This is a genomic window from Bacillus sp. F2HM (genome assembly GCF_019266135.1).
GTDB lineage: Bacteria > Bacillota > Bacilli > Bacillales > Bacillaceae > Bacillus > Bacillus safensis.
The window spans coordinates 169,846-183,762 of sequence record NZ_LRMO01000001.1; the positions used below are offsets into that span (position 1 = coordinate 169,846).

15 protein-coding genes are annotated in these 13,917 nt (G+C 43.3%); 8 read left to right on the forward strand and 7 right to left on the reverse strand.

Translation table 11 applies throughout. From position 1 onward, the window contains the following. Positions 1-49: 49 nt before the first annotated feature. Positions 50-1,021: a phosphate acetyltransferase gene (gene pta, locus AWT60_RS00850; RefSeq protein ID WP_024423792.1), complete on the reverse strand. Its 972-nt coding sequence runs from the start codon at positions 1,019-1,021 to the stop codon at positions 50-52. 240 nt (positions 1,022-1,261) lie between these two features. Between pta and hemQ the strand changes: the two genes are divergently transcribed. Both hemQ and AWT60_RS00860 read left to right on the forward strand, forming a co-directional pair. Then, positions 1,262-2,032: a hydrogen peroxide-dependent heme synthase gene (hemQ, locus tag AWT60_RS00855; RefSeq protein ID WP_024423793.1), complete on the forward strand. Its 771-nt coding sequence runs from the start codon at positions 1,262-1,264 to the stop codon at positions 2,030-2,032. Between the two features lie 67 nt (positions 2,033-2,099). Then, positions 2,100-3,260 (forward strand): MFS transporter, encoded by a 1,161-nt coding sequence (locus tag AWT60_RS00860; protein ID WP_056765498.1) that lies wholly within the window; start codon positions 2,100-2,102, stop codon positions 3,258-3,260. A 13-nt stretch (positions 3,261-3,273) separates the two neighbouring features. Here the strand turns inward: AWT60_RS00860 and AWT60_RS00865 are convergent, their stop codons facing one another. Continuing rightward, the gene (locus AWT60_RS00865) at positions 3,274-3,753 is read right to left on the reverse strand and encodes an Lrp/AsnC family transcriptional regulator (protein ID WP_218676736.1); all 480 of its coding nucleotides are present in this window, start codon (positions 3,751-3,753) and stop codon (positions 3,274-3,276) included. A gap of 145 nt (positions 3,754-3,898) precedes the next feature. On the opposite strand from AWT60_RS00865, the gene AWT60_RS00870 reads away from it, so the two are divergent. The 6 genes from AWT60_RS00870 to AWT60_RS00895 all read left to right on the forward strand — a co-directional run bounded on the left by AWT60_RS00870 (position 3,899) and on the right by AWT60_RS00895 (position 9,998). Then, positions 3,899-5,131, forward strand: a complete 1,233-nt coding sequence (locus AWT60_RS00870) for an MFS transporter (RefSeq protein WP_218676737.1) — start codon at positions 3,899-3,901, stop codon at positions 5,129-5,131. Positions 5,132-5,280: 149 nt separating this feature from the next. Next, complete coding sequence (locus tag AWT60_RS00875) at positions 5,281-5,883, forward strand: type 2 periplasmic-binding domain-containing protein (protein WP_024423797.1); 603 nt, start codon at positions 5,281-5,283, stop codon at positions 5,881-5,883. A gap of 1 nt (position 5,884) precedes the next feature. After that, positions 5,885-6,592 carry a 3-((4R)-4-hydroxycyclohexa-1,5-dien-1-yl)-2-oxopropanoate isomerase gene (bacB, locus tag AWT60_RS00880; protein ID WP_218676738.1) on the forward strand — a complete coding sequence of 236 codons (708 nt, stop codon included), beginning with the start codon at positions 5,885-5,887 and terminating at the stop codon, positions 6,590-6,592. Further along, positions 6,589-7,350: a glucose 1-dehydrogenase gene (locus AWT60_RS00885; protein ID WP_218676739.1), complete on the forward strand. Its 762-nt coding sequence runs from the start codon at positions 6,589-6,591 to the stop codon at positions 7,348-7,350. The genes bacB and AWT60_RS00885 overlap by 4 nt, the downstream gene beginning before the upstream one ends. Before the next feature lie 15 nt (positions 7,351-7,365). Then, complete coding sequence (gene bacD / locus AWT60_RS00890; RefSeq protein ID WP_218676740.1) at positions 7,366-8,787, forward strand: alanine--anticapsin ligase; 1,422 nt, start codon at positions 7,366-7,368, stop codon at positions 8,785-8,787. A 17-nt stretch (positions 8,788-8,804) separates the two neighbouring features. After that, a complete protein-coding gene (locus AWT60_RS00895; protein ID WP_218676741.1) occupies positions 8,805-9,998 on the forward strand; it encodes a pyridoxal phosphate-dependent aminotransferase in 1,194 nt (397 codons plus the stop codon). 13 nt (positions 9,999-10,011) lie between these two features. Here AWT60_RS00895 and AWT60_RS00900 read toward each other — a convergent pair whose 3' ends face one another. From AWT60_RS00900 to AWT60_RS00920, 5 genes are all read right to left on the reverse strand, one after another. After that, a complete protein-coding gene (locus AWT60_RS00900; RefSeq protein WP_306299192.1) occupies positions 10,012-10,803 on the reverse strand; it encodes an SDR family oxidoreductase in 792 nt (263 codons plus the stop codon). A 104-nt stretch (positions 10,804-10,907) separates the two neighbouring features. Then, positions 10,908-11,363: a dTDP-4-dehydrorhamnose 3,5-epimerase family protein gene (locus tag AWT60_RS00905; RefSeq protein WP_024423802.1), complete on the reverse strand. Its 456-nt coding sequence runs from the start codon at positions 11,361-11,363 to the stop codon at positions 10,908-10,910. Then, positions 11,356-12,210, reverse strand: a complete 855-nt coding sequence (rfbD, locus tag AWT60_RS00910) for a dTDP-4-dehydrorhamnose reductase (protein WP_218676743.1) — start codon at positions 12,208-12,210, stop codon at positions 11,356-11,358. Before rfbD ends, AWT60_RS00905 begins: the two co-directional genes overlap by 8 nt. 3 nt (positions 12,211-12,213) lie before the next feature. Further along, the gene (rfbB, locus tag AWT60_RS00915; protein ID WP_041108257.1) at positions 12,214-13,179 is read right to left on the reverse strand and encodes a dTDP-glucose 4,6-dehydratase; all 966 of its coding nucleotides are present in this window, start codon (positions 13,177-13,179) and stop codon (positions 12,214-12,216) included. Beyond that, positions 13,176-13,916 (reverse strand): sugar phosphate nucleotidyltransferase, encoded by a 741-nt coding sequence (locus tag AWT60_RS00920; RefSeq protein ID WP_218676744.1) that lies wholly within the window; start codon positions 13,914-13,916, stop codon positions 13,176-13,178. Before AWT60_RS00920 ends, rfbB begins: the two co-directional genes overlap by 4 nt. Position 13,917: the final 1 nt, after the last annotated feature.

The window sequence follows — 13,917 nt, forward strand, 5'->3', positions numbered from 1 at the left end:
AAAAACAGCCAGCACGAATCTATCGTACTGGCTGCCTTTGTCGAAATCATTATAGTGCTTGAGCTGCTGTGATAAGTGCAAGATTGTAAACGTCTTCGGCATTACAGCCTCTTGAAAGATCGTTCACTGGCTGGTTTAAGCCTTGCAGGATTGGACCTACAGCTTCAAAGTTACCTAAGCGCTGTGCAATTTTGTAGCCAATGTTTCCAGCTTCGAGGCTAGGGAAAACAAATACGCTGGCGTCGCCTTTGATGACGGAATCTGGCGCTTTTTTCGCTGCTACTGAAGGAACGAAAGCTGCATCGAATTGGAATTCTCCATCAAGTACAAGCTCAGGTGCCTTTTCTTTTGCAATGCGAACTGCTTCAGATACTTTTTCTGTTTCGTCTGATTTTGCTGAGCCTTTTGTAGAGAAGCTAAGCATTGCCACACGTGGTTCGATATCAAACATTTTGGCTGTATTTGCACTTTCAATCGCAATTTCAGCTAGATCTTGGCTGTCTGGTGCAATGTTGATTGCGCAATCAGCAAACACATATTGCTCTTCGCCGCGAGCCATGATGAAGACGCCAGATGTTTTCTTTACGCCTTCTTTTGTTTTAATGATTTGAAGTGCTGGACGCACTGTGTCAGCAGTTGAGTGTGCCGCACCGCTCACAAGTCCGTCTGCAAGACCTTTATACACAAGCATTGTACCGAAGTAGTTTTCATCTAGTAATGCTTTTCTTGCTTGCTCTTCTGTTGCTTTGCCTTTACGTCTTTCTACGAAAGCTTGTACAAGCTCTTCAAAACCTTCATATGTATGAGGATCATACACGTCAACACCATCAAGTGTAAGACCTAATTCTTTTGCTTTAGCTTCAACTTCTTGTTTTTTTCCTACCACAATTGGCTGCAATACTTTGCCATCTGCTAATTTTTGAACGGCTGTTAGAATGCGTTCGTCCATTCCCTCAGGAAAAACGATCTTTACTCCTTTACCTGCAACCTTTTCCTGAACTGTTGAAAAAATATCTGCCACTTCAATACCCTCCTTGATTTTACAAAAAAAGCGTTCTCTTTTAAGCATACTCTTCTTCTACCTAAATTCAAACTACCAACTTATATTATAGCGCTTACAAATTAAATTCTTATTTTTCAAACTAATTTAATCAAATTCGATAAAAGCTGTTTTCTTCGTTCAAGTTTTGATCACATCTCCATTTGGACAAACTATGTTATAGTTGGAACAGATGGAAAACTGTTAATAGGAGTGAAAGAAATGAGCGAACAACATACAACAAATGAAGCAGCTCAAACACTAGATGGCTGGTATGCGCTGCATGATTTTAGAACGATCGACTGGACAGCTTGGAAGCTGCTGACAAGTGATGAGCGCCAAGCCATCATTCATGAGTTCACAGGTCTATTGGAAAAATGGAAAACAGCTGAGCAAGATAAAGCTGGAAGCCAAACAATCTATAGTATTGTCGGCCAAAAAGCAGATATTATGCTTATGATTTTACGTCCGACAATGGAAGAACTAGGTGAAATTGAACTCGAATTCAACAAGACACGACTAGCAGAGTTTACGATTCCAGCTTATTCTTATGTTTCAGTTGTTGAGCTCAGCAACTACTTAGCAGGAGGCGGCGATGGCGGAGATCCTTACGAGAACCCGCATGTACGTGCTCGCTTATATCCAGAGCTTCCTTCTTCTCAATACGTGTGCTTCTATCCAATGGATAAAAGACGTTCTGGCAATGACAACTGGTACATGCTTTCCATGGATGAGCGTAAATCTCTTATGAGAAGCCACGGTTTAATTGGCCGAAGCTATGCTGGGAAAGTAAAACAGATCATTACAGGTTCTGTTGGTTTTGATGATTATGAGTGGGGCGTTACCCTTTTCTCTGATGATGTGCTTCAATTTAAAAAATTGGTTTATGAAATGCGATTTGATGAAGTCAGTGCACGCTACGGCGAATTTGGTTCCTTCTTTGTTGGAAACCGATTAGCAAACGAGCAGCTGGCGTCTTATTTCCATGTATGATAAACTCTTAAGGCTTCGGATCTCTCCGAAGCTTTTTTATGTATTTGTTTAGAAAGGTGATCACATCATGAAAAACTTCCCCATCGCTATTTTTGCGTTAACGCTCGGTGCGTTTTCGATTGGCATGACTGAATTTGTCATCATGGGACTTTTACCAAATGTAGCAAACGACCTTCATGTATCAATTTCTGCTTCAGGACAGCTGATTACTGGATATGCACTTGGTGTCGCAGTTGGCGGACCTATTTTAACGTTATCGACTGGAAAAATGTCGAGGAAACGTCTCCTCATTCTGTTAATGATTCTTTTCGTTGCGGGAAATGCTGCTGCCGCTGTCTCGACCTCTTATGGTCTATTAATGGCCGCCCGTATTTTAACGTCATTTGCTCATGGAACCTTCTTTGGCGTCGGAGCCATTATGGCTGCACGGCTTGTGCCTAAAGAGAAAAGCGCAAGCGCGATCAGTTTCATGTTTACAGGACTGACAGTTGCCAATGTACTCGGTGTGCCGTTCGGTACCTTTATCGGAAATCAATTCGGCTGGCGTATGTCTTTTCTAGTCATTGCCGTCATTGGTCTCATTTCCTTAATTGGTATCATCAGCTTAGTCCCAAATCAGTCGAAAGAAGAAGTACTCGATATTCGAAATGAAGTATCCGTTTTGAAAAAACCACAAGTACTCGTTTCCTTTGCAATGACCATCTTTGGTTTTGCTGGTGTATTTACAGCCTTTACGTATATCAGCCCAATCTTGCTGCAAGTCACTGGCTTTCAGGAAAATGGGGTGACGCTCATCCTTGTCCTATTTGGACTTGGGGTCACCATCGGGAATTTAGTTGGCGGAAAGCTTGCTGACTGGAGGCTGATGCCAAGTATTATGGTGACACTGATCCTGCTCATTGCTGTCCTGTTATTGTTTACAGTCACTTCCGAATTCAAAGTGCCTGCCGTGCTGACCATTTTTGTTTGGGGAATCATTTCATTTATTCTTGTTCCTACCTTGCAATACCGCACGATGAACATGGCACATGAAGCACCGACACTCGCATCGACGCTCAGCCATTCTGCCTTTAATATTGGGAATGCCGGCGGTGCAGCGCTTGGCGGTCTTGCTATCGAAATCACACATTTACAGCTTGTTCCGTTATTTGCTGCTGCTGTGACATTTATTGGCCTCATTATTACAATCATGAGCTATCAGTCAGATAGAAGAACAAAAAGGACCTGAGTCAGGTCCTTTTTTATTTCACCACGGTCATTTTTGGCTCTTCTATTTGTTTCAAGCGTTCCTGAATTGGATGGGAAAAAGAGTGCTCTGACAAGACAATATGGGAGACGGTTTTTGTAAATCCAGACACTTCTTGAATAAAGGCTTCAATTTCTTCAAGAGAAGAAACAGACAGCTTAATGAAAAAGCAAGACTGCCCTGCCACTCGATAAGCAAAAAAGGCGCGTGGGTGCTCGTTCATAAAAGCCACAAAACGCTGATATTCCCCATTTAACACTGTAACTTCCAGCAGGCAGTCAATCAGAAGCCCTAATTTTTTATAATTGACCTGAACAGAATACCCTTCGATAACCCCTGCATCCTCTAATTTACGCACTCTTTCTGCTACCGCAGGTGCTGATAAATTCACTCGTTTGGACAATTCCCTCATGGATAAGCGGGCATCTTCTCTCAATTCGTTTAAAATATGCACATCTACATCGGTGATTTTCATTCGTACCTCTCCTATCCAAAAATCGTTCCATTTGAAAAGTATTTTATGATAATACTTATGATACGAAATGTAAAATAAAACTAAATAATGGTAGAATTTATTTTAACGGAATTGAATGAAAAAGCAAGTATGGAGGGATCACTTGATGAAAGAATCTTTAGACAGCCAGGCTTCTAAAACATTTCCCATCACACTTGCCATCGCACTCACACTTGGCGTTTTTGCTGCGGGATCGGAAGAGCTGGTGATTTCACCACTGCTGCCTGATTTATCAAACTCCTTTCAGCACTCTCTTGATGTTCTCGCTCTTTCCATCAGCATTTATGGGTTAGCTGTGCTGGTTGGAGCTCCGCTGCTCGTTCCTTTAGGGGACCGGTATTCAAGAGAGCTGTGTTTGATTATTGGGCTGTCTTTCTTTTTGGTTGGCACAGTGATGTGTGCTGCTGCCCCAAATTTGGCCGTGTTTTTTGCAGGCCGTGCTATTTCTGGGCTGGCGACTGGTGTATTTGTGCCAACAGCCTATGCTCTTGTGGGCGACCGAGTTCCATACGAATATCGCGGCAAAGTGATGGGACTCATTGTATCGAGCTGGTCTCTTTCTCTTGTCCTTGGTGTGCCCATTGGCGCCTTTATTGGTCAAAGTTTGAACTGGCGCTGGACATTTTGGATTTTCGCCATGATGAGTCTCGTTGTCCTGCTGCTCGTCATCCTTGAATCTCGTAAACAAGTCGCCACAGCTGATCCGAAGGCATCTCAAGCTAGGGAGAAATCAAGCTCTATATGGGGGGCTTTAAAAATCGACCGAGTCCCTGCCTATTTGACCGTGACATTTTGTAACATGCTTGGATTTTATGGCATGTACTCATTTTTAGGGGCTTACCTGCAAAGTCTGTTTTCAGGGGGGCAATCAACAGCTGGACTTCTGATCATGGCTTATGGCGTTGGTTTTTCCATGAGTATATTTACCGGGAAATTAGCAGATTGGTTTGGCAAAACACGCTCACTTTTCTTTGTGCTGGGCGGCATTACGCTCGTTCTTTCCTTACTTCCTTATGCACCGTTCTCATGGACATTGCTCATTTTCGCTTTATTTATTTGGGGTGCCATGCAAAGTTTATCGGTCACGCTTTTGAGCACCGTCCTGAGCGACTGCTCTCAAACCCACCGAGGCAAAGTGATGGCTTTTTACAGCCTTGCTTCTAATCTTGCCGTTATGCTTGGGTCCGCTCTGATGGGACCTGTTTATGTCCATTTCGGCTATCATACGGTAGGGCTTGTATGTGCACTCATTACGCTTGTTGGTTTTCTCATCAGCTTCGTCAGCTATAAACGCGAAAAATCCTTACAGCAGAAACATAAAAACACATTTGAAACGTGAGCTCATTTCACTGCACATCTCGATATGTGCAGTTTTTTAGATCAATTTTTAATATCATCATAAAATACATTTTTTATAAATTTTGTTGACAATTGCCAATTTAATTTTTTATAATCTAGTAAAAATTTGAAAAAGATTGGATGGTAAACATGATCTTAAAGAATGATGTTTTTCATTTCAAAGAAGAGCCCATCGTTTCACCTAAGATGTTTACAGTCAATACATTAGGCCCTAAGGGGACAAGCAGTGAATATGCAGCAAAACATTTCATCTCTCATTCCACCACTACACTCGGCACCCATACGAAACTATCCCTTTACGACACATTCGAAACTTGCATTGAACATACTCTCTCTAACGCACTCCAATACACTCTCGTTCCACACGCATACGAAGGAATTAAACACTTCTACATGAGACCTGACCTACAGCTTTTACAAATATTCAGATGTGACACGCCCATGTATGGTTTGGCTGTCAGACCAGATTTCCCCTTTCAAGAACAAATGCTTCACCATTTAAAAATTGTTTCTCATCCTGCACCTGTGAATTTGATTCAATATTTTATTCATCAAAATGCTGAATTTGAACTTGTCAATTCTACAAGTACAGCCGCACAAAAAGTAAGAGACGGCGAATTTGATTTCGCTTTAACCAATGAGGTGGCTAGAGCTACATACGGCCTCACCTTCATTCGAACATTTAAAAGCATTCCTATGAGCTGGTCTATATTCGGAAAAGGAGAGATGTAACATGACAACTGAACAAAAGGTGCAAGAATTATATTTTCCTCAAGCGAAAAAACGAGAATGGGATAATGGTGTCATCCAATATTCTACTGTCAGAGGCGATACGGAAGTGTTAATTTCATACGTCCCTCCTCACACGATCATCGAACCTCACGAGCATCCAGAAGCACAAATCGGCATCGTATTAAAAGGCGAGCTTCAAATGACGGTCCGCCAATCGACCCAATTGCTGACCCCATTAGAATCAGCCTATATTGCACCACCATTCGTTCCTCACGGCGCATCGAATCTGACAGATGAGGAAGTGATCGCCATTGATATTAAGAGATTAAAAGATGGCGAGGAATATACGGCTCCTCCTACTTATTTCTTAGATATTTTCAAAACGCGTGATTTACTTCCTGGCATGGAAGTGACTTTTTTTGTGGAGGACTGGATGGAGCTTATGATTGCCAACATTCCGGGAAATGGCGGGGAAATGCCTTTTCATAAGCACCGTAATGAACAAATTGGGATTTGCATTAGCGGTGGGTACGATATGACGATTGAAGGCTTTACAGAAAAGATGGAATTTGGCACGACTTACTTCTGTGATCCAAAAGAAGATCACGGCGCCATTAATCCAAAGCCAGAAGCATCAAAGTCTATTAATCTCTTCTTCCCTCCACGCTATAACCGCTTAAAGCCAAAAGCATCTAAGGTGAAGAAATGAACATTGCCGGAAAAGTCGTCCTGATTACAGGAGGTGCGTCTGGGATTGGGCTTGCCGCCGTCAAGCTTTTCCTTGAGCACGGAGCAAAAGTAGCAGTGGCTGATATCAATGAAGATAGCGGTAAACAACTCATTGAATCATTGCCTCATGAACATGCTGCGTTTTTCAAAACAGATATTACGAATGAGTCTGACTGTCAAAAAACCATTCAATCCGTGCTGAGCCAATTCGGGACAATTGATGTTTTGATTAACAATGCAGGCATCGAAATTGTCTCACCTATTCACGAGATGACACTGGAGGATTGGAACCACATTCTACAGGTCAACCTGACTGGTGTATTTCTTATGAGTAAGCATACATTGCCCCATATGCTTGAGAAGAAAAGCGGAAGTATTATTAATACCGGATCTGTCGGAGGTCTCGTTGGCTGGCCTGACATTCCTGCATACAACGCAACAAAGGGCGGTGTCATCCAGCTCACCAAATCGATGGCGATCGACTATGCCGCTCATCAAATCAGGGTGAATTGTATCGCCCCAGGCATCATTGATACGCCATTAAATGAAAAATCCTTTTTAGACAATCATTCAGAAAGTCTTGAGGTTGTCAAAAAGGAAAAAGCAAAGGTGAATCCCTTGCTTCGTCTCGGAAAACCCGAAGAAATTGCGGGCGTGATGCTGTTTCTCGCCTCTGATCTATCCAGCTATATGACCGGAAGTGTTGTCACAGCAGATGGCGGATACACCGCTAGATAAAAAGGAGTGCTTTCATTGAGTAAAAAAACCGTACTTGTCATTGCTGACTTAGGAGGATGCCCGCCCCATATGTTTTATGAAAGCGTGGCGGCATCTTATCATATCGTTTCTTATATTCCGAGACCCTTTGCCATTACAAAGGGTCACGCTGAACTAATCGAAAAATACTCCATTGCCGTCATCAAAGATCGTGATTATTTTGAGACACACCCTTCTTTTGAACACCCTGATTCTATTTACTGGGCACATGATGATTATCTGAAATCAGAGAAAGAAGTGGTAGATGACCTAGTCCGTGTGGCTTCCTTTTTCAAAGCTGATGCCATCACCACCAATAATGAATTATTCATTGCACCAATGGCAAAAGCTGCTGAGAGGCTGGGGCTGCGCGGTGCTGGGGTAAAAGCAGCTGAAAAGGCACGTGATAAAAGCCAAATGAGGGCTGCATTCAACGCTGCTGGTGTCAAAGCGGTGAAAACTCAGCCTGTCACGACTTTAGCTGATTTCCAGCAAGCTATTGAACATATCGGGACTCCGCTTATTTTAAAGCCTACATATTTAGCAAGCTCCATTGGTGTGACCCTTTTTCATGACAGAGCCGGCAGTGATGATCTCTTTTTAAACGTACAATCCTATTTGCAAACGATTCCCGTCCCAAACGCTGTGACATATGAAGCACCATTTGTCGCTGAAACGTACTTAGAGGGTGCTTACAAGGATTGGTATCAGGAGGATGGCTATTCTGATTATGTCAGTGTAGAAGGGTTCGTCGTGGAGGGAGAATATATCCCTTTTGTCATACATGACAAGACCCCTCAAATCGGTTTTACAGAAACGGCTCATATTACTCCCTCGATCCTAGACAATGAAGCCCAGCAAATCATCATTGAAGCAGCTAAGAAGGCAAATGAAGGGCTGGGTCTTGAAAACTGTGCGACCCATACAGAGATCAAGCTCATGAAAAATCGAGAAACAGGACTGATCGAATCCGCAGCTAGATTTGCTGGCTGGAATATGATTCCGAATATCAAAAAAGTGTTTGGGGTGGATATGGCCAAGCTGCTGATCGATGTATTAGTCGATGGAAAAAAAGCGGAGCTGCCAAAAGAGCTGCTTTCTGGACATACGCATTATATAGCAGACTGCCATTTATACCCTCAGCATTTCAAAGAAAGCGGACACATACCGGCAGAGGCCACACATATCACCATTGATCATATCCATATTCCGCAGGATGCTTTAGTTGGAGATACTGTGATCGTCAGTAAATCCGTCCCGTCCAAAGGCACCTTTGTCGATCTATCTTTATTTGAAGCCTTTAACGGCATCGTGTCGCTTGAGTTAAAAGGGTCATCCTCACAGGATGTTGCCGCATCCATCCGCAACTTACAGAAGCAAGCTGCCATTCATTTAATGGATGAATTAGTCAAGGGATAGAAAGAGAGGGTAACGTGGTGGAGATCTTACCATCTAACATGATTAAACGGCTGCCAGAACAGAAATTTGGAACCGTATTTGAGAAAATTGCGCAAAAAGCACAAAACGGAGCGAACATCATAAACCTTGGTCAGGGAAATCCCGATCTTCCTACTCCTGCACATATCGTAAGCGCCCTTCAAGAGGCAGCAGCCACTTTGCAATTTCAGCAATATGCACCTTTTAGAGGCTTCGACTTTTTCAAGCAAGCCATTGCAGATTTCTACAAAAAGGAGTTCGGCACTGAGATAGACCCACAGAAAGAAGTTGCTCTTTTCAATGGAGGGAAAACAGGCCTTTATGTCATGAGTCAGTGTCTGCTTGACCCTGGGGACGTTGCCCTCATCCCCGATCCAGGATACCCAGAATATCATTCTGGGATCTTGATGGCAGACGCTAAGCCCTACTGCATCATACTTGAATCGAAAAATGGCTATTTGCCAAATCTCTCTTCAATTGATCCGGAGGTGCTCAAAAAGGCAAAGGTTCTTTTCTTAAATTATCCGAATAACCCAACAGGTGCTGTGGCAAATGATGCATTTTTTGAAGAGGCTGCTGATTTTGCATCGGCTCACGGACTGCATGTCATTCATGATTTTGCCTATGGTTCATTTCATTATGAGCAAAAACCAGTAAGCTTTCTGAACGCTCCTCTTGGGAAAAGCGTAGGAGTGGAATTATATTCTCTATCCAAAACATTTAATATGGCAGGATGGAGAGTCGCTTTTGCTGTAGGTAATGAGGACATCATCCAAGCCATTAACGCCTTCCAAGATCATGTGTTTGTCAGTATGTATGGCGGATTTCAACAAGCCGCAACCGTCGCCTTGCAAAGTGATGACTGTCACATACAATCATTAAAAGAGGTCTACCTTGAACGAATTCACTTTTTCATCCGTCAAGCAGAAAAACAGCTAGGATGGTCCATCGAATATCCAGCTGGTGCCTTTTATTTATGGGCTCCCATCCCTGATGATTTTGAACATTCTCATGCATTTGCTGACTATTTACTCGAACATACTGATGTCGTTGTCACGCCGGGGGGTGTGTTTGGAGCACATGGTAGGCGTCATGTCCGCATCTCAATGGTTGCTCCAATTGAACAGCTTGCCCTGTTTATCGACCGGCTTCGCATCCTTCCGATTCGCTTTAATCAAAAAACCCGCATATAGCGGGTTTTTGATATTATATACTTTTCATCGAACCACCATCGACGGATATTTGTTGTCCTGTAAGATAGGAGGCTTCCTCTGATGCGATAAAAGCGGCCAATGAAGCCATTTCACTCGCTGACCCCACTCTTTTCATTGGAATTCCTGACGCTACAGCCTGTACAGCTTCTTCCCGCGATAATGCCTGTTTACGCATCATGTTTCCGATAAATTGTTCATACCGATCTGTAGCAATAAATCCCGGGTTTAAACAATTCACTGTGATCCCTGAAGGTGCAAGCTGTGTGGCAGCATTTTTACTAGCATTAATAATCGCTGCATTCATCATACTGTTCGTAAACATTTGGTCACCAGGCTCCTTCCATAGGTTCCCGACAATTTGAATGATCCGGCCATATTCATGTCGTTTCATCATCGCTGCCGCACGCTTCATCGTATCAATGTACGCAATGGCTTTTTGAGAAAATACTGCCATCATCTGCTCGCTGTCACATGAGTCAAAGGTATCCGGCTTCCCCCCTGGAATGTTATTAATCAACACATCCAGTCTGCCAAACTCTTTTTCTATTTTCGTAAAAGCCTCAGCCCTCACTCCTTCATCTGACATGTCCCCACAGAAAAGAGCCACCTGCTCCTTTGTTTCTGTCATACGCCCAATGTGCTGCTGCGCTTCTTCTAGCGAGGATTGATTTCTAGAATTGATGATGACCTTTACATTGTCTTGAGCGGCAAGCTTTACGGCGATTGCCTTTCCAATCCCTGTACTTGCTCCTGTTACAAACGCAATTCTTTTAGACAAACTCATCCACATCCCTTTTCTTATCAGCTTAGTACATATACATAAAATGACACATACAGAATGTATTTCAACAAAAAAAGACCTTTCTCCTGCGAAAGGCCCCCCGTTCTCTATTTAAATGTCGTTTCCCAATTAAACCCGATCGTTTCGTCATTCCAGGCGATTCGCTTTTCATCTGGGTTTTTCGGGTCATACGATTCTGTTGTGAAATACACAATTTGCAGCGGCGTCTCACCTAGTACACGGTAGCCATGCGCGACACCCTTTGGGATGAGAAGCAGCATCGGATTGTCTTCCCCCATATAATACACATCGGTTTGCCCCTTTGTGGGAGAGTCCTCTCGCAAATCATATAACACAACCTGTGCATGACCTGCCGGGAAGAACCAAACGTCGTCTTGTTTTTCATGATAATGAAAGGCTTTGATCACGCCTGGAAAGCTTTTCGACCATGACGCCTGACCAAAGCGTTTCAGCATCGGTTCATCATCTCGAATGAGCTCTGCAAAAAAGCCGCGGTCATCACAATGTTTCATGAGTTTTTTCGTTTGAACACCATCAATCATGCTGTTGCCATCTCCCTTCTTTCTGCAAATATTCGTAAAGTGCATCCTTCCAATGCCTCGGCTCCCAGCCTGTGGCTTCAATCGCTTGAAGATCTAAGACAGAATAGGCTGGGCGAGGCGTTTGGAAGCCGTACTCTTCCGTGGAAATCGGCTCAATTGTGGCGGAAAGACCGCTTTTCATCACAATTTCTGACGCAAAATCAAACCAGGAACAGCTTTCTCGGTTACTGACATGGTACACGCCTGCCTTCTGTTCAAACAAATGAATCAAGGCCTCGGCTGCATCCTTTGTATAAGTAGGAGACCCTATTTGATCGTTCACAATGCGCAAATGATCCTTCGTTTCAGCGAGCCGAAGAATGGTATTCACAAAGTTATGCCCCTCATGTCCATAAAGCCACGAGGTACGAATGATTTTCACTTCGTCTGACACAAGCTGAATCAATTCCTCACCAAGCTTCTTACTCTTTCCATAAATGGTTTGAGGATCTGCTTGTGCATCGATTTGGTAAGGGGTGTCCGCCTGACCGTCAAACACATAATCTGTACTGACATGTAACACATCAGCGCCTGCGCGCTTTGCTTCCAGGGCTGTATAGTACGCGCCAATGCCATTCACAAGATACGCCTTTTCGGTTTCTGTTTCACATTGATCAACAGATGTATAGGCTGCTGCACTGACAACAATATCAGGCTGATAGTGTCTCATCGCATGTCTAACTGCCTGCTGGTCTGTGATATTGAGCATGTTCCTCGTTAAGGCAATGACGGTCATGTCTTTTTCTTTGAGCTGTCTGCTCAATTCTTTCCCTAATTGGCCGCCTGCACCGGTGATTAAAACTTTCATCCGTCACCCTTCTTCGCTCTGATCGTATTTGGTTCGATACCAATTGATCGTTTTTTCGATACCTTCTTCAAATGACGTCTCCTGCGTCCAGCCGAGCTCGCCTTTTAGCTTACTGGCATCAATGGCATACCGTCTGTCATGTCCTTTTCGATCTTGAATAAACGCAATTTGATCATGACTGATTCCGAGCTGCGATAGAATCGTTTTGGTTAAATCAAGATTTGTTTTCTCATTGCCGCCGCCAATATTGTATACCTGCCCGGCTGTGCCGTTTTCGAGCACCTTCTTCACAGCTCTCGCATGGTCCTCTACATACAGCCAATCGCGAATTTGCCGGCCGTCTCCATAAATCGGGATTTTCTCTCCATTGACTGCTTTTCTAATAATGGTCGGTATTAATTTTTCCTCATGCTGATACGGTCCGTAATTGTTGCTGCATCGTGTAATCATCGCAGGTAATTGGTGAGTGTGGATATAGGATTTCACAAGCAGGTCTGAACTCGCCTTGCTTGCTGAATAAGGATTATTCGGTGAAAGTGGTGTTTGTTCTGTGAAAGCAGGATCATCTGGCTCCAAATCTCCATATACTTCATCTGTTGAAATATGAATGAGCTTTTTCGCCTTTCCTTTTAAGACCGCTTCAAGCATACGATACGTTCCGAGGACATTTGTTTGAATAAAAGGCTCTGCCGATTCAATGCTGCGATCAACATGCGATTCTGCCGCAAAATGAATGATCGCATCATAGACTTCGTCAAATGCTTGATCCAGCTCATGCTGAAGGGTAATATCCCCTTGAATAAACCGAAAATGAGACAACTTTAATAATTCTTCCATCTCGTCTGGATGACTGGCATATGTTAATTTATCAAAAACGGTGAGCCTGACATTTGTATCCTGAAGCAGCAGCTTCACAAAATTCAGTCCGATAAAACCCGCTCCGCCTGTAATTAAATAAGACTTTGTCATTCGGATCCCTCTTTTTTCTTCATCGTTTCAAACATTTTCACAGATGCTTCGTGGAGAGATTCATGTGTTCCTGCATCAATCCACCACCCTTTTAACATATCATAGGTCAGCTGGCTATTTGAGATATAGAGATTGTTCACGTCTGTAATCTCTAATTCGCCTCGATCTGATGGCGAGATTCTCTCAATATATTGAAAGACTTCTTGATCATAAAAATAGATGCCCGTGACGCAGTAAGATGAGCGCGGATGCTCCGGTTTTTCCTCTATTGATAAAATCCGTTGGTGGGCCGCATCAATTTCTGCAATGCCAAACCGGTTTGGATCTGTCACTTCTTTCAACAAAACCTTGGCTCCTCTATCTTGCCGCTGAAAGGCTTCAACAAAAGGGCTTAGCGAATTCTCAAATACATTATCACCAAGCATCAGCACAAACTTCTCCTCTTCTACAAAGGGCTTTGCATAGGATAAACCGTCTGATATCCCAGACGCTTCAGGCTGTACCTGATATACGATGTTCATCCCCAGTTCCTGATCGCTTTCAAACAGCTTTTGAAACAGCGGGATTTGTTCTTCTTGTGATATGACCATCACATCTAAAATCCCTGCTTCCTTCAATTTGAACAATGACCAATAAATCATTGGATATGGACCAACCGGCAATAAATGTTTATTGAAAATCTTCGTTAAAGGCGCCAGTCGTGATCCCTTTCCTCCTGCTAAAATAACTCCCTTCACA